14 protein-coding genes are annotated in these 15,571 nt (G+C 61.2%); 9 read left to right on the top strand and 5 right to left on the bottom strand.

Annotated elements, in window-relative coordinates:
• Positions 1-143: 143 nt before the first annotated feature.
• Positions 144-326, bottom strand: coding sequence for a hypothetical protein (locus KBC94_RS12415; RefSeq protein ID WP_294370413.1), 183 nt, complete (start codon positions 324-326; stop codon positions 144-146).
• 318 nt (positions 327-644) lie between these two features.
• Between KBC94_RS12415 and KBC94_RS12410 the strand changes: the two genes are divergently transcribed.
• The 7 genes from KBC94_RS12410 to KBC94_RS12380 all read left to right on the top strand — a co-directional run bounded on the left by KBC94_RS12410 (position 645) and on the right by KBC94_RS12380 (position 9,030).
• Positions 645-995 (top strand): HigA family addiction module antitoxin, encoded by a 351-nt coding sequence (locus KBC94_RS12410; RefSeq protein ID WP_294370412.1) that lies wholly within the window; start codon positions 645-647, stop codon positions 993-995.
• 94 nt (positions 996-1,089) lie between these two features.
• Positions 1,090-3,873, top strand: a complete 2,784-nt coding sequence (locus tag KBC94_RS12405) for a DNA methyltransferase (RefSeq protein ID WP_294370762.1) — start codon at positions 1,090-1,092, stop codon at positions 3,871-3,873.
• Positions 3,870-5,927: a DEAD/DEAH box helicase gene (locus tag KBC94_RS12400; protein WP_294370411.1), complete on the top strand. Its 2,058-nt coding sequence runs from the start codon at positions 3,870-3,872 to the stop codon at positions 5,925-5,927. Before KBC94_RS12405 ends, KBC94_RS12400 begins: the two co-directional genes overlap by 4 nt.
• Positions 5,920-7,101, top strand: a complete 1,182-nt coding sequence (locus KBC94_RS12395) for a GIY-YIG nuclease family protein (RefSeq protein WP_294370410.1) — start codon at positions 5,920-5,922, stop codon at positions 7,099-7,101. Before KBC94_RS12400 ends, KBC94_RS12395 begins: the two co-directional genes overlap by 8 nt.
• A 7-nt stretch (positions 7,102-7,108) precedes the next feature.
• Positions 7,109-8,272, top strand: a complete 1,164-nt coding sequence (locus KBC94_RS12390; protein WP_294370409.1) for an HNH endonuclease signature motif containing protein — start codon at positions 7,109-7,111, stop codon at positions 8,270-8,272.
• Between the two features lie 254 nt (positions 8,273-8,526).
• Entirely contained in the window at positions 8,527-8,736 is a 210-nt protein-coding gene (locus tag KBC94_RS12385; RefSeq protein ID WP_294370408.1) for a hypothetical protein, read from the top strand.
• Positions 8,737-8,874: 138 nt separating this feature from the next.
• Positions 8,875-9,030, top strand: coding sequence for a hypothetical protein (locus KBC94_RS12380; RefSeq protein WP_294370407.1), 156 nt, complete (start codon positions 8,875-8,877; stop codon positions 9,028-9,030).
• Positions 9,031-9,090: 60 nt separating this feature from the next.
• Here the strand turns inward: KBC94_RS12380 and KBC94_RS12375 are convergent, their stop codons facing one another.
• The 4 genes from KBC94_RS12375 to KBC94_RS12360 are packed head-to-tail and all read right to left on the bottom strand — an operon-like array spanning position 9,091 to position 12,830.
• Positions 9,091-9,657 (bottom strand): hypothetical protein, encoded by a 567-nt coding sequence (locus KBC94_RS12375; RefSeq protein WP_294370404.1) that lies wholly within the window; start codon positions 9,655-9,657, stop codon positions 9,091-9,093.
• Positions 9,658-9,691: 34 nt separating this feature from the next.
• Entirely contained in the window at positions 9,692-10,879 is a 1,188-nt protein-coding gene (locus tag KBC94_RS12370; RefSeq protein WP_294370403.1) for an XRE family transcriptional regulator, read from the bottom strand.
• Positions 10,876-12,258, bottom strand: a complete 1,383-nt coding sequence (locus KBC94_RS12365; protein WP_294370402.1) for a 7-cyano-7-deazaguanine synthase — start codon at positions 12,256-12,258, stop codon at positions 10,876-10,878. Before KBC94_RS12365 ends, KBC94_RS12370 begins: the two co-directional genes overlap by 4 nt.
• Positions 12,255-12,830, bottom strand: coding sequence for a hypothetical protein (locus KBC94_RS12360; RefSeq protein ID WP_294370401.1), 576 nt, complete (start codon positions 12,828-12,830; stop codon positions 12,255-12,257). Before KBC94_RS12360 ends, KBC94_RS12365 begins: the two co-directional genes overlap by 4 nt.
• Before the next feature lie 197 nt (positions 12,831-13,027).
• Here KBC94_RS12360 and KBC94_RS12355 point away from each other — a divergent pair, with 197 nt between their 5' ends.
• Complete coding sequence (locus KBC94_RS12355) at positions 13,028-14,470, top strand: RES family NAD+ phosphorylase (RefSeq protein WP_294370399.1); 1,443 nt, start codon at positions 13,028-13,030, stop codon at positions 14,468-14,470.
• A 336-nt stretch (positions 14,471-14,806) separates the two neighbouring features.
• Positions 14,807-15,496: an SIR2 family protein gene (locus KBC94_RS12350; protein WP_294370397.1), complete on the top strand. Its 690-nt coding sequence runs from the start codon at positions 14,807-14,809 to the stop codon at positions 15,494-15,496.
• The last annotated feature ends 75 nt before the right edge of the window (positions 15,497-15,571 follow it).

Below are 15,571 nucleotides of genomic sequence, written 5' to 3'. Positions count from 1 at the left end.
TTTCCATAGCGTTGAGAAATCTGCCGATTTGCCACAAACGGGCCACCCGCCGAAACCCGCAGAAATCCGCCATTGTCCGAACCAACAGTTTTGAACTTGTGGCGAGTTTGTGGCGAATCGCCCATCCAAACATGGCGGTGCGTCTACGGTCCAGGATGCAGCGGCTGCGCTTGGCGGATGTTCTTCACGGTCTTGGCCGCCACTTCACGCTCAGTCAGTGGCCGGGTTCGATCGGACGCTACCAATGTGGCGATCTTGAACATCGCCTGAAGCTTGCCCTTGGGCATGCGCAGCAGTTCTTCGATGGTGGGGATGTCGTTCTTCATTTGTTCCTCCTGTGTTGGAGGCCGCCCAGCGCGGCCTTGCAGGACCGCCCAAGGACAAACAAGGGAAACCGTCGCACCGGCAGGGGTCGCAACGACGTGGAGAAGTGCCTGGCACTTGCGACGGTCTGCCCGTTTTGTCATGACGGGACCCAAAGGCCGCCTGCGCGGCAGCCCGCAGGCCAAGGACCTTGGAAAGGCATCACCCACGAATGAAAACATGCCTTCCGTGCTGCAGCGTAGCTCGGGCCGATTTATGATTGACGTACATCGTCCGGACGCATACTCTGACCTGACAACACTGACAGCGCAGGGAGGGGCATGAGCTCACCCACCATGAGGCGAAAGATGGCAACCGCAGTTCAGCATCCCGGCGAGGTCCTCGCCGCACGGCTTGAGGCCGTTGGCATCTTGCCGACGGAACTGGCGCGGCAGCTTTCTGTTCCGGCGAACCGGATCACACAGATCGTCAACGGCAAGCGCGGAATCACCGGCGACTCGGCCCTACGGCTCGCCCATTGGTTCGGCACCGAGCCGGAGTTCTGGATGGGCTTGCAGGCCCGCTACGACCTACAGCTTGCTGAGGTCGAGGCGGGGCGCGCGATCAGGTCGTTGCCCAAAGGGCCGGATGTTCACGGCCCGAAGGCTGGCAAGCAGGCGCAGACCGCATAGAGGATAGTTTGATGACAACAACGAAGGCGGCAAACCGCCGCAGATCGATCGGGCAAGTGATCGCCGCATCCTCGGATGACAAAGGGGCGTGCAATTGAACGCCGTCGAAATCGAGCAGGCCATTACTGATCTCGCTGAGCAGCCATTTGACGCGGCAAGCTTTCCCTATGCCTTTCTGGAGGCCTTTGGAAACAAGGCTACGACCATTCAGCGTCTGCGTAGCGGTGCCACAAACAAATCCGATCTTGGCGGCGTCCTTCAGACCAGCAACATCCACATTGCGGTCTGCCAGACCGGCCAGGTCACGCAGACACTCTCAGCCCTGAGAGTCAGTCCGGCCACGTCGAGGGCCAAGGCCAAGTTCATTCTCGCAACGGACGGGGCCGACTTCGAAGCCGAGGACCTGACCGGCGGCGGAACCGTCGCCTGTGCCTTCAAGGACTTTCCGGACCACTTTGGCTTCTTTCTTCCGCTTGCGGGCATAAGCACGGTTCGGCAGATCAGCGAGAACGCCTTTGACATCCGGGCGACCAGCCGCCTCAACCGGCTGTATGTGGAGTTGCTGAAGGACAATCCCGACTGGGGCAAGGCCGAGCGTCGCCACGACATGAACCACTTCATGGCGCGTCTCATCTTCTGCTTCTTCGCCGAAGACACCGATATCTTCATCGGTAAGGGCCGCTTCACTGAGACCATCGCGCAAATGAGCGCGAAGGACTCGGTGAACACCCATGAGGTGATCTCCGAACTGTTCCGCGCGATGAACACCAAGGCGGAAGACCGGGCCGCCGAAGGCATCGCCCGCTGGGCGACAGACTTTCCGTACGTCAACGGCCAGTTGTTCTCGGGGAACCTGGAGGTACCGCGTTTCAGCCGCATTGCGCGGTCTTACTTGCTGCACGTCGGTGGACTGGACTGGACCAAGATCAACCCGGACATCTTCGGGTCGATGATCCAGGCCGTTGCCGAGGATGAGGAGCGCGGCGAGCTTGGCATGCATTACACGAGCGTGCCCAACATCTTGAAAGTGCTCAATCCGCTGTTCCTGGATGACCTGCGCGCGAAGCTTGAAGAAGCAGGCGACAACGCCCGTACCTTGCTCAACCTGCGCAAGCGCATGTCGAAGATCAGGGTTTTCGACCCGGCGTGCGGCTCGGGAAACTTCCTTGTTATCGCCTACAAGGAAATGCGCGCCATCGAAGCCGAGATCAACAAGCGGCGTGGTGAATCAGATCACCGTTCTGAGCTGCCGCTCACCAATTTTCGCGGAATCGAGCTTCGCGACTTCCCGGCGGAGATTGCGCGCCTCGCTCTGGTCATCGCTGAGTACCAGTGCGACGTGCTCTATCGCGGGCAGAAGTTGGCCCTGGCCGAGTTCTTGCCGCTGCGCAACGAAAACTGGATCATTTGCGGCAATGCGCTGAGAATTGATTGGCTGAGCGCATGTCCACCGACTGGAACCAGCGTGAAGGTGAGGGGCGACGATCTATTCAACACACCGCTCGATCAGGCAGAGATCGATTTTCAGAATGAAGGCGGCGAGACCTACCTTTGCGGTAATCCACCGTACAAGGGCAGTCAATGGCAAAGCGCTGAGCAGAAGGGCGACCTTCAGTCGATCTTCGAGGGTCGCACCAACAACTGGAAGTCTCTCGACTACGTCGCTGGGTGGTTCATGAAGGCAGCGGACTACGGCACGAAGACGACCGCCGTGGCAGCATTCGTTGCGACCAACTCTATCTGTCAGGGTCGCCAGGTAGCGAACCTTTGGTCCCTTGTATTCTCTACCGGCCATCAAATTTCCTTTGCGCATACGTCCTTTAAGTGGGCCAATCTAGCAACCCATAACGCAGGTGTTACGGTTGTCATTGTCGGCGTGTCAAATCACCCGCCTCACTTGCGCCCGCTTTATTTCGAGAATCCCAATGGCAGCGGTTCGGTCAAGTCCGTAGACCACATCAATGCCTACTTAGTACCTGGCCAAGGCGTAATTGTTGGCCCAGAACCGCGCCCAGTTTGCGCGCTTCCGGAAATGAGCTTCGGCAACATGCCCAACGAAGGGGGATATCTTCTCCTGACTGTGGATGAGGCAAGTGCGGCCGTTGCGGCCGGAGTTCCTCCCATGTTCATTCGAAACTTCGTTGGTTCTAGGGAGTTCATACAGGGCGATAGACGGCTTTGCATCTGGGTGAGGGATGACGACTACGAGGCTGCTAGTCTGAATCCTTGGCTCTCCGACCGTTTCAAGGCCGTACAGGCGCAACGGATGGCTTCCAATCGGAAGACAACGAGGGAACTCGCCACTGTTCCTTATCGCTTTGGAGAGGTGCGCCAAACTGGCAACGAACAAACCATAGTCGTGCCCCGGGTAAGTTCCGAGACAAGGGAGTTCCTCCCGGCTGGAGTTGTCGATGGCGGAACGATAATCGGCGACAGAAATTTTGCGCTTTATGACGCGCCCATCTGGAGCATCAGCCTCATTACGTCCAGACTCCATTGGGTGTGGATCAGCACGGTTTGCGGACGACTCGAGCAGCGCCTGTCTTATTCAAACACGCTCGGATGGAACACGTTCCCGGTTCCCGCGCTGACAGACAAGAATAAGGCCGACCTCACGCGCTGCGCCGAGGACATCCTTCTGGCGCGTGAGCACCACTTCCCGGCAACCATCGCCGACCTGTACGACCCGGATGAAATGCCGGACGACTTGCGGGCGGCTCATGAGCGAAACGACGAAGTGCTGGAGCGTATCTATATCGGTCGCCGGTTCAAGAACGATACCGAACGACTGGAGAAGTTGTTCGACCTCTACACCAAGATGACCGCCGAGGCCGCACCGGCCAAGGCGAAGAAGCGCAAGGCAGGCGCGAACGCATGAACGACAAAAGCAAATCCGTCCCCTCCGTTTCCGTGTCCTACGCCCAGAGCGGCGTGTCCACGAAGGCCAATGCTCTTGGCATGCGCCCGATGCAAGAGCGCGCATACGAGAAGCGCGGTGAGCAGTACCTGCTAATCAAATCGCCCCCAGCGTCTGGCAAGAGCCGGGCGCTCATGTTTGTAGCGCTCGACAAGCTCAAGAACCAGGGGATCAAACAGGCGATCATCGTCGTGCCTGAAAAATCCATCGGAGCGAGCTTCAATGATGAGCCGCTCTCGAAGTTTGGCTTCTGGACCGACTGGCGCGTTGAACCTAAGTGGAACCTGTGCAATGCGCCTGGCAACGACAACGGCGGCAAGGTCAAGTCCGTTGGCGTATTCCTCGAAGGGCCGGACAAGGTGCTCGTCTGTACGCACGCCACCTTCCGATTCGCGGTCGATGCCTACGGTATCGAAGCCTTCGACGACCGGCTGATCGCCGTCGATGAGTTCCATCACGTGTCCGCGAACCCCGACAACAAGCTCGGCCTTCATTTGGGAGAGTTCATCGCGCGCGGAAAGACTCACATCGTCGCGATGACCGGCTCTTACTTCCGGGGCGACGCCGAAGCCGTGCTGGCGCCATCGGATGAGGCCAAATTCGATACTGTTACTTACACCTACTACGAGCAGCTCAACGGCTACGAGTACCTGAAGCAGCTCGACATCGGCTACTTCTTCTACAGTGGCCCGTATGTCGATGACATCCTCAATGTCCTCGATCCAGCCGAGAAGACCATCGTCCACATACCGAACGTCAATTCGCGCGAAAGCACGAAAGACAAGATGCGGGAGGTTGAGCACATCATTGAAGCGCTCGGCCAGTGGCAAGGTATTGATCCAGCGACCGGCTTCCAGCTCGTCAAGCTCCCGGATGGCTGCGTCCTACGGATCGCCGATCTTGTCGATGACGACGCGGGCAAACGCGACCGCGTGTCGGCAGCACTCAAAGACCCGGCGCAGAAGAACAACCGCGATCATGTAGACATCATCATCGCGCTCGGCATGGCTAAGGAGGGCTTTGACTGGATATGGTGCGAACACGCGCTCACGGTCGGCTATCGCGCCAGCCTGACCGAGATCGTGCAAATCATCGGACGCGCCACCCGCGATGCGCCCGGCAAGACCCGCGCGCGATTTACAAACCTGATCGCAGAACCTGATGCCTCTGAGGACGCGGTCACCGAGGCCGTCAACGACACGCTCAAAGCCATCGCGGCGAGCCTGCTGATGGAGCAGGTGCTCGCGCCGCGCTTCGAGTTCCGCCCCAAGAACCCGGACAACGGTCCCACGCCAGGTTTCGACTATGGCGAAAACGGCTACGACCCGAACAGGTCAAATGTCGGCGTCAATCACGAGACCGGCCAGGTGCAGATCGAGATCAAGGGGCTTGCCGAGCCGAAGAGCAAGGAGGCCACGCGCATCTGTCAGGAAGACCTGAACGAGGTGATCGCGAGCTTCATTCAGGACAAGACCGCTATCGAGCGCGGCTTGTTCGATGAAGACCTTGTGCCGGAGGAGCTTACGCAGGTTCGCCTTGGCAAGATCATCAAGGACAGATACCCCGAGCTTGATGCCGAGGATCAGGAGACCGTCCGTCAGCACGCCATCGCGGCCTTGAATCTGACGCAGCAGGCCAAGCAGATCATGACGGGCGACGACAACACGGAGCCCACCGCCAACACCGCGCTCATCGACGGTGTCCGGAAGTTCGCGATGGATGTCCGCGAGCTGGACATCGACCTGATCGACCGGATCAATCCTTTCGGGGAGGCTTACGCGATCCTTGCCAAGACAATGAGCGAGGAGAGCCTGAAGCAGGTCGCGGCAGCGATCTCTGCGAAGCGCACGACCCTGACGCCCGAAGAGGCGAAGGATCTGGCTGTCCGCGCCGTCCAATTTAAGAAGGAACGCGGGCGCATCCCTGCGCTCGACGCGCAGGACGCATGGGAACGAAAAATGGCTGAGGGCGCGTCCGCCTTCATGCGATACAAGGCGGAGGGTCGCTATGAGTGATCCAGACCTCGACGAACTGGCCTCCGAGCTTTCCGAGTTCTCCGCGCCTGAGAAAAAGGGTGGACGCCCTCCCCATGAAGAGCGCGTGATCGCAGGCTTCGAGGAAATCCAGCGGTTCTTTGCGCAGCATGGCCGCGCGCCGCAACACGATGAGGATCGAGACATCTTCGAGCGGCTCTATGCCGTACGCCTGGATCGCCTGCGCGCGCTCCCGGATTGCCGTACGCTGCTCACACCCCTCGATCACCAAGGCTTGCTCGGAGCTGCAGTGGTGGCCGCCGAGCCAACCCCGACTTACAGCGTAGATGACCTGGCCGCTGAACTGGAGGGCGTTACAGGTGCGAACGACATCACGGTCCTGCGCCACGTCCGCACGAGCGCGGACAAGCGTGCCGCCGAGGAGATCGCTGATCGCAAGCCATGCGAAGACTTCGAGACGTTTAGGCCGCTGTTCGAGCACATTGAAGCTGAGGTCAAAACCGGCCTGCGTCAGGCTCAGCTCATCTCGGCGGGAAGCCGCTCGATTGACGCGGGGGACTTCTTCGTCCTCGACGGCATCACGCTGTACGTTGCCGAGGTCGGCGAGCCGCTCAAGACGACCGCCGGAGAGGTGGATCGTCGTTTGCGCCTGATCTTCGCAAACGGCACAGAGAGCAATTTGCTTCTGCGGTCTCTTCAACGCGCGTTCTACAACGATCCTGCAGCGAGGAGACTCACGTCCCCGGACACGGGGCAGTTGTCTTTCGGTGGCGAGTTGGAAGCGGATGACGTTGAAAGCGGCACCGTCTACGTTCTGCGCTCGCTGTCGGATCACCCCTACGTCGCGCAGCACCGCGATCTCATCCACAAGATCGGCGTCACGGGTGGCAAGGTGGAAACACGCATCGCTGATGCTGAGCGCGACGCGACATACCTTCTTGCCAAGGTCGAGGTCATTGCCACGTACAAGCTGGCGGGCATCAATCGCACGAAGATGGAGAACGTCTTCCACAGGGTCTTCGCCGCAGCCCGTTTGGATATCACGATCAACGATCGCTTTGGCAACCCCGTCATCCCGCGGGAGTGGTTCCTCGTGCCGTTGTTCGTGATCGACGAGGCTGTCGAGCGCATCAAGGATGGCTCGATCACCCGGTACGTCTACGACCCGAAGGCCGCTCGCCTCGTAGCGCGATAGGCTCATCGTGGAACCGATCAGCGCCTTCCTGGCCCGTCTTGGTTTTCCCTTGCGCAACACACGATGGTCGTGGGGCGCACACTCCGATCTTGGCGTGTTGCTGACCACATGGGAAGACGACCTCGCTGAGGACGGGCGATTTATCCGCGTTCTGGGGTGGCGGTCGCAAGAGCGCTCGCCTGCAGGCTTTGGCGAGCGCGTGGATCATCTGCGCACCCTCTGGTCGGGTGGGCTCGCGGGGTATGCCGTTGTCGCGAAGGCGAAGGACACCAAAGCGCAGCCGCGGAAGATTCAGTCCTACGACAACGAGAACGTCCGCGCCATCGTTTCGCTCGTGGCGCAGCCCGACGGCTCCGTCTGGGCCGAACTGGGCGAGGCCGTGCCGGTCCTGAAGCTGAAGAAACATGCCATCAGCCATCGTTTGATACCCGGTGAGGGTGCTTTCCCGATGGCACGCGCCCCCAGCAAGACTTTCAAGAACAGCACTGCTTCCTACATTGCGAAGCTGCCCGCCATGCGTCAGTGGCTCATCGACGTAGCCAGGCGTCGCGCGACCGTCACTTATGCAGAGGCCCGCGCCCCCTTTGGGCTGCGCTCACTGGAGCACCGACATGCGATGGATCGCATCGGCCACGAATGCGTGGACGCTGGCGAGCCGGTTCTCACGTCGCTCATCGTCCATGAGACGACGGGCCGATGTTCCGTAGGCTTCGTCAATGAGTTCCGTCGCGACGATGCCGAAGAGCGCCAGGACTGTTATGCGTTCTGGCCGCCACATGGTGCGACGCCCGTCGAGAGCGAAAAGCGTAGCAAGGACGCGCAGCCCTCCCCCGGCAGCCGCGCACCTGACGAGACGCTACAAGCACGTGCCGCGCGCTTTGCCAAGGTCGCTGTAAGGCCCGAGCAGGCCGCATTCCGGCGACGCGTGTTCCTGGAGCACAAGGGCGCTTGTGTCGTCACCGGCTGCACCATTCCCGAGGCGCTTGACGCGGCACACCGGCAGGGACGCGACTGGCGGCTCGGCCACAACAGCGGTGGCGATGGTCTCCTCCTGCGCAAAGACATCCATGCGCTCTATGACGCGAAGCTCGTGAACATCAGCGACAGCGGCGCGGTGATGTCTCGCAGTGATCTTGCGGCTCATTACCGGGACTATCTGCGCAAGTCCTGACGCCCTGCCCTTCGAGAACGCGACGCGGGTTGGGTTGTCGTCGTTCTTGTTTCCTTTCCTTCTTGAGCAATTGCTTTATGCCTGAGAGCCTGGCACGGGCGCAGCCCGGTCAAGGGCGAGGCTGCGCTCGTCCTCGCTTCCGCGCCCCATCGTTCCTTTGTGGCTTGTGCAGCTCCGGGCGACCCATGACCGCTTCTGCTTGATCCCGTGCCTTGTCTCGTCACGTCGCAACGCTCAATGAAAGGAGAACGACGATGACAACCACCAAGAAACCCGCCTTCATCGCTTACGCTGTAACCGGCGAGGGCAAAGATGCCTTCTGGACCCGCATCGGATCGGTCTGGCCCCACAATCACAGCGAAGGCTTCAGCATCGAGCTGAACGCGCTGCCTGCCAACGGACGCATCGTCCTGATGCCCCCCAAGGCGATCGAGAGCACAGAAGGTGCGGAGGTGGCGCGATGAGCGCCCCTCTCTTTCCCCTTGGGCAAGTGGTCGCCACCCCCGGCGCGCTCAACGCCACGAACAGCACGTTCGAACTGCTGGGCCTTCTGACACGCCACATCCACGGCGACTGGGGGTGCTGATCCCGAAGACGCCGAAATGAACCGGCGCGCGGTCGAGGCGGGTGATCGCATCCTATCGGCCTACGCCATCGACCCCGGGAAGCCTTGCGCAGGCTTCGGCGACAACTGCCTCTGGGTCATCACCGAAGCCGACCGGTCGGTGACAACGATCTTGTTGCCCGAGGAATACTGACCCGCACAACCGTCGCCCGCCACCTCTCCGGCTTGCGGGCGACATTGGAATGACGATTTATCAGAGGCGCGCCAGCGCCTGTTTGCGGACAACTTCCGGCAAGCACGGGCAAGCGGCCACACGTTCATCCCCGATGATGCCGACCACCCATGCAATGTGATGCGGCAGCACCCGCATGCGGGCATGCGTGAGCGCATTGTGGAGCGCATCAGCAATGCCTGCGCTACCGAGCGCGCGTTCGACATGCGCATGCTTGAGGAGATCGACGGTGCAGCCGAGCGGCACAGAGGCATACTGGTCAGCGGCCAGACGGCGCGCCTTGCGCTCTTCAACGAGCGCGCGGGCACTGTTCTCAACGGCAAAGGCGATCGTGGCGGCTTCACCGTCGTCAAGGGTGCCGCCGGACGCGCCGATCACCAGGCTTTCGAAGTGAAGCAGGCCCTGCGGCCCGAGCGTCACGACCTCAATCAACCCGGCGTCGATGAGCTGCGCGAGCCGGGCTGCGTCCTGGCGGCCTTTGCGAAGACCGCCTTTGATCTCATCGACAACGACATCAACTACCGCTACGCGATGAGGCAGCGCCCGAAGCAGCGTCTCGGCGCAGCCCGTCGCGTTGAGATTGATCACGACACTTGTATCCGCGATCAGCAATGCAGGTTTGTCAGATAAGGAGGGTGGGAGCGCCATCGGCCTCATCCTCCTGCAACTCGATGTCTTGCAGCATTTCGCGAAGCTCGATGCGATCAAGATGGAGAAGCCGCGCAAGCTGACCTTCACTCAAGAGTGCGCGTCTGTAGGCTTCTGCGGCCAGCAGATTGAGCCGCAGGGTCGTAGGCTTGTTCGCCTCTGCCTTGTGCTGATCTTCCGTTCGCAGATCACCAAGGACCTGTTGCGCCTGCTCATCAGTGATACCGCCGTTTGCCGCGAACCAGTCCCACGTGCCCTTGCGGGTCAGGCCCAGCTCTTCCAGCCGTCGGACCATGGCTTCGCGTGAGACGCCGAAGAAATGCGCCAGCACGATGATGTGGCGGCGCGTCAGATGCGTCGATCCAGCCGTGACCTCCTGAAACTTCTGGCGCACCCCGCCAGCAGGCGTCAGGAAGGAGCGGCCAAAAGCGTTGGCGTAGCGCTCTTCGCGCGAGTTTTCCGGCTCATCCGCGTGCAAGACCTCAGGCTCATGCCGCACCGAGATGAAATGCCCCAGCTCGTGCCCGCCCGTCTGGTTGCGGCGCTCGCGCGGATGATTGGCGTTGAGGAGGATGCATGCGCCGAGCGTCTCGTCGTAGACGAAGACGCCCGAGACTGATCCTTCAAAGCGCCGTACATACACCCGTATGCCAAGCTCCATTTCCAGCAGCGTGACGATGTCCGCGATGGGCGCAAAGCCGAGGCCGAGGCGTTGCCGCAGTTCCAGCGCGTCCTGCTCTGCCTGCACCCGCACGTCACCGGGCAGGATTGGCCTCTCCGGCGGATAGTTGCGGGCGCGCTTCACACCCAGCACGTTCTCCAGCTCCACTTCGGCGCGTGCCAAGTTGGCGAGCAGCTCGGTCGCCGCGGCGGCGGCAAAGTCTTTGGTATCGAAGAGCTTCCGAAAGCGCGGCACCAGATCGACATGCACCGCCTCACGACGCAGGATGGCATTGACGGACACGCCATACGCCTTCGCGAGTTGCTGCAGCTCGTCGATGCGCACACGGCGCTGACCTTGCTCGACGGCAACCAGCGTCGTGCGCGCAACGGATATGGCGTCGGCGGCTTGCTTCTGCGTTAGATGTGCGGCTTCACGGGCGAGGCGCAGGCGCTCCCCCACTTCGGCCGGTGGCATCGCGCTCAAGGGTGATTCGGTCATGGCCGCCCCACCCAGTTCATCACGAAGGCCTGCGGCCCCAGGCTATCCAGAAAATTCATCCATTCACTTTCATGTTGATTCAATAAGCGGTTCAGCGATGCGCGGACCGTGTATTCGGGAAGCGCACGGGAGCGGCTGAGCTGAGAAACGGTCAGGTCGATCATTCCCTTGTTCATCGGCGACTTCTGTAGCGTCGCCAGATGGTCAAGATGAAGCGTGCCCGCGATGGCGTATTCGCGCAGGGCCTTCGTGGTGTGAGCAAAGCCAGACGCCGCACCCTCTTCGAACGTCGGTGCCGAGAGGCTCTCCCACACATACGTCTGCGGCTCTTCACTCAGGCCTGCCGCATGGACGCTCAAGCGTCTGAGCATGCAGGCCGCACAGATGCCGCACTGGCGCTTGTGTCCGTCAACGGAGGATTGCCGGTTTTGCTGCCAGCATGACCAGGTCGTGCTCCACGATCCACCGTCTGCACATGCACGCACGAATTCGGCCAGCGTTTCGCCCTTCGTGTACCAGAGTCGCGGGAACTCGAACTGCACGCGGTGATGGAAGAGCGCCTGGAGGAAGACCTCCATGCGGTCCATGAAGGGCGGGTAGCTGCGGTAGTCCTCGTAGCCCTGACCAACAGCCGCAAGCACAGGCCCGAGCGCACCCTGACCGCTCTCCGTCACGATGATCCGGTGGGCCTTGACCAGGTAGGCGGCGATGCCACTCACGAGCGAGAACTTGAAGCCCCGAGAGCGCGCGCTCGATTCTTTGAACGCGCCGGTCTTCGGCTTCACGCGGTAGGGGATCGAGGTGAATGGCTGCTTCACATTCGATGCGCTAGTGCCCGGCAGGAAGTCTTTGGTACCGAGGCGGACGCGAATCAAGCCGTCACCTATCTCGCGATGCATCAGGCTGGCAACAGCGCGCGAGTCGAGCCCTTCGCTAAAGGGGATCACAGCCTTTGCGTCGCTCGACAGGTCAAAGGGAAACTGGTGCGGCTTGTGGGCGGGAGCCTTGCGCGCCACGAAGGACAGGTCCCAACGATCACCCGTAAGAAATTCAAGCACGTCCTTCAAGCTGGTAATGACAGGCACGGCGTTCCAGCGATCTGGATGGTGAACCGGAATGCAAATCTCGAAAGCACGGCCCCAGTGCTGCGTCTTGCGTCGCTGCAAGCGATCGCAGAACTCCACGGCCGCAGCGACGACCAGCGCGTCGAATATGATGGGCTCCCATCGGGCCAGACAGTAGCTCTCCAGATGCTCCGTCGAGAATTTCAGGTCACCGCCGATCTCGCAGGGCGTGCGTCCGCGCCGGGGGCGCTCGCCGGTCTCCACAACATCGACACGCAGAGCCGGGGCCACAGTCTTGTCATCGTCATGTTTCATGGCAGCGGCACTCCTTCGTCCACGTCGGCATGCTTGCGGATGCTGCTACCTCGTCGCGCGCGCGGCTCCAGGCCCGCACACTGCCGGGCAAGCCCCGTCATGTCAGCACTGCCCATGGCATCCGAAATACGGGTACGGACTTGCGCCGTCAGCCGTGCGGAGGCCTTGCGGCAGTAGTGCTCCTCGATCTGGCGCACGGAGCGCGCCGCATAGGACTCGAGCGCGCGCTTCGTCGCCTCCGTGAGGCCCACCTCGCCAGTGAGTCCCTCGGCAAGGACCGATGACGCATGAGCGGTCAGCAGGCGACCGAGCCCATAACCCGCCGTGTCGGCGACCACAGCCTCGACGCGCGCGAGGCGCGAATCGGCGAAGAGCCCCGGTTCCTTCTCTAGAAACACGTCGCGAAGGCCCTTCACTACGATGGCGGGGACCTCGTTGGTCCACGTCGTCTTTAGAGCGTGGCTCGCCGCCGCGCTCGTGTCGGCACGGTCGAAGTTCACGTTTTCCGCGAACTCAGCCAGTCGCTTCCATCCGCGCGACATGGGCAAGCTTCGGTAAGGACCATCGCTCATCGGCACCTCCAATGTCAGATATAATTGTCTATATGCCTGACAATGTCAAGTCATGAAGGCAGGGGTGTCGACTGCATGCCGGGCTTTGGGCTCGCGCTTGCGATCAGCGGTCGGCAGCCCACGCATCGCCCACCCTTGAATGTGAATGGCGGCGATGCTCATATGGGCTGTCGCGGAAGGAGAACCAGTTGAAAGGTATGAGCGAGGACGACGACCACAAACGCATCTGCCACGATTGCGTCGGGGAGGCTTACCTCGCGCAGCAGATCGAGAACGACGGCCAGTCGGGAGACTGCTCGTACTGCGGCCAGACACTGGCGTGCATACCCATCACCGAGCTTGCGGATCACATCGAGACGGCGTTCGCCGACCACTACGTGCGCACGGCGAACTATCCCGACTCCTGGCAAGAGCGGGCCATGGCCGACCGTGAGTCAAGCTACGAGTGGGAGCGCGATGGCCAGCCGGTGCTCGACGCCATCGAGGAGGCCGCTTCGATCCCGAGCGACGCCGCCGCAGATGTTCTGGAGATTCTCGACAACCGTCACGGCGACTTCGACTCAGCAGCGATGGGCGAGGAGACCGAGTTCTCCGGGGAAACGTACTACGAAGAAAAGGGGGCCAGCGCTCAGGCCTGGCACGAGGAGTGGCACAGCTTCGAGCAGTCTCTCAAGACCGAGGCGCGCTTCTTCAGCCGCTCCGCTACAGAGCTTCTCGTGCGGGTCTTTGGGCAGATCGATACGCTCAAGACCAAACCGCGTCGTCCGCTCGTTGTCGATGCAGGGCCGAACCGCAAGCTAACCCATCTTTATCGCGCCCGCGTCTTTCAATCAAGCGAGAGGCTCGAAGAAGCGCTTTGCCGCCCGGACTTGCATCTGGGTTCGCCCCCGGCCCGGCTCGCGAGCGCGGGCCGGATGAATGCGCGCGGAATCTCCGTGTTCTATGGAGCGACCAGCGCCGCGGTCGCCCTCGCCGAGGTGCGTCCGCCCGTCGGAAGCAAGGTCGCAGTCGCGAGATTCAACATCATCCGGCCCCTGCGTCTTCTGGACCTCACCGCGCTTGATGGTGTCAAAGACGGTGGCAGCATCTTCGACCCCAGCCTCAGAGGTCGGCTCGAACGGGTCGCGTTCCTGCGGACCCTCGGTGAGCGCATGACGCGCTCTGTCATGCCGGACGATGAGGCCTTCGACTACCTGGCGACGCAGGCGGTTGCGGACTTCCTGGCGACCGAGAACGAGCCACGGCTGGATGGGATCATCTTTGGTTCGGCGCAGGCGAAGACGGGACGGAATGTCGTGCTCTTCCACAAGGCCGCACGTTTGGAAGCGATGCAGTTCCCGGAGGGTGCCCTTATCGAGGCCCATACGGGCTACGGCACTGAAGATGGCTGGGAGATCGACTACGGTGTCAGTGAGACCGTGCCAAAAGCGAAGAAACCTGCACCGCCGGAAGACGGCGACCTGATGATCTTCGATCCCAGGCCTTACTTGAACCACAGGGCAGATAGCGACACTCGTAGCGTTGCTCTGCGCGTCGATACCGGTGCGGTCGAGGTCCACCATGTGGACTGGGTAAAGGTGAATAGCACACGCTTTGACGTGAGTAGACATCGGCACGAGAAGCGGGACCTGAAATTCTGACCTCCTCCGGTTTCAAGGGAGGGCCTGCATTGGCACGGCGCGCCACCACCGTTGGCTGCACGTGCCGACCGGGCTCTATCCGTCTCACGAGTGAACGCGCCTGTAGTCGGAGCCGTAGCTGCACCTCCGGTGGCCTTGCATGAAAACACCGCTCCGTGTCTTCATGACCACGCGGCCCGCTGTCATGCCGTGGATTGACGGACTGAAATGCGCAGGTGAGACTGAGTTGGGATCAGAGAAACATGAACGCGAGGGGTGCAAAGAGATGCGGACCAACGACAAGGGCGAGCCGTCAGAGATCCCGCCTCCCATTGGATTTCAGAACGAGGAAAGCCGATGGCAACGTCCTTGGTGATCGGCAATGGCATCAACCGCGTCACGAACCATGACGCGTCCTGGGAGCATGTGCTCAATGCGCTCACGCCGCAGACGCTCTCCCTTCCGGCTCTCGAACACATGAAGCACAAGCCGTTCGCGCTGGTCTACGAGGAAATCCTGCTGACCCGCCTGTCGAACGACAAGAGCGTGGACGAGCACGCCATGAAACGCCAGATCGCGCGACTCGTTGGCGGATTGCAGTTCAACGACTTCCATCGCCGCGTGATGGACTCTGCCGTCAGGCATGTCATCACGACGAACTATGACTACGGCTTCGAGAAGGCAACGAGACAGGTCTACCCGCGCAGCCATCTGATGCGCGAGAGCAAGTACAGCGTCTTCCGGCGGCGTGCCGTCGGCGACAAGTTCGTCTGGCACATCCACGGCGAAGTCGAAGCGCCCAACACCATCACACTGGGCTATGACCAGTACAGCGGCTACCTGCAGAAGCTGCGCACCTATGCCACCGCCGACCGTGAGTCCAAGAACGGCTCTCCCTTCAAGATGGGGAACATGGCTTTCGACCATGTTCCGGGCACCATCTACTCGTGGCTCGACGTGTTCCTGCGGGACGACATTCACATCGTTGGCCTCGGGTGTTGGCGCCGACCGAAATCTGAGCCACTTTTGAAGGGTCTGCCGACCTAAAACTGAGCCAGGTGAGCAACCTACTCTGCTGCTTTTTTGTGCAGCAGAGGAAGAGGAGTGATCACCATGGACATG

This window comes from Pseudacidovorax sp. (assembly GCF_017991995.1).
Taxonomy (GTDB): Bacteria; Pseudomonadota; Gammaproteobacteria; order Burkholderiales; family Burkholderiaceae_C; genus Xenophilus.
This window is presented reverse-complemented; position numbering and strand designations above follow the sequence as displayed.

Excerpts from the sequence above, each read along its gene's own strand:
- KBC94_RS12385 (WP_294370408.1), top strand. The coding sequence starts at position 8,527 with ATGACAACCACCAAGAAACCCGCCTTCATCGCTTACGCTGTAACCGGC.
- KBC94_RS12380 (WP_294370407.1), top strand. The coding sequence starts at position 8,875 with ATGAACCGGCGCGCGGTCGAGGCGGGTGATCGCATCCTATCGGCCTAC.
- KBC94_RS12350 (WP_294370397.1), top strand. The coding sequence starts at position 14,807 with ATGGCAACGTCCTTGGTGATCGGCAATGGCATCAACCGCGTCACGAAC.
- KBC94_RS12355 (WP_294370399.1), top strand. The coding sequence starts at position 13,028 with ATGAGCGAGGACGACGACCACAAACGCATCTGCCACGATTGCGTCGGG.
- KBC94_RS12360 (WP_294370401.1), bottom strand. The coding sequence starts at position 12,830 with ATGAGCGATGGTCCTTACCGAAGCTTGCCCATGTCGCGCGGATGGAAG.
- KBC94_RS12400 (WP_294370411.1), top strand. The coding sequence starts at position 3,870 with ATGAACGACAAAAGCAAATCCGTCCCCTCCGTTTCCGTGTCCTACGCC.
- KBC94_RS12415 (WP_294370413.1), bottom strand. The coding sequence starts at position 326 with ATGAAGAACGACATCCCCACCATCGAAGAACTGCTGCGCATGCCCAAG.
- KBC94_RS12370 (WP_294370403.1), bottom strand. The coding sequence starts at position 10,879 with ATGACCGAATCACCCTTGAGCGCGATGCCACCGGCCGAAGTGGGGGAG.
- KBC94_RS12365 (WP_294370402.1), bottom strand. The coding sequence starts at position 12,258 with ATGAAACATGACGATGACAAGACTGTGGCCCCGGCTCTGCGTGTCGAT.
- KBC94_RS12410 (WP_294370412.1), top strand. The coding sequence starts at position 645 with ATGAGCTCACCCACCATGAGGCGAAAGATGGCAACCGCAGTTCAGCAT.
- KBC94_RS12395 (WP_294370410.1), top strand. The coding sequence starts at position 5,920 with ATGAGTGATCCAGACCTCGACGAACTGGCCTCCGAGCTTTCCGAGTTC.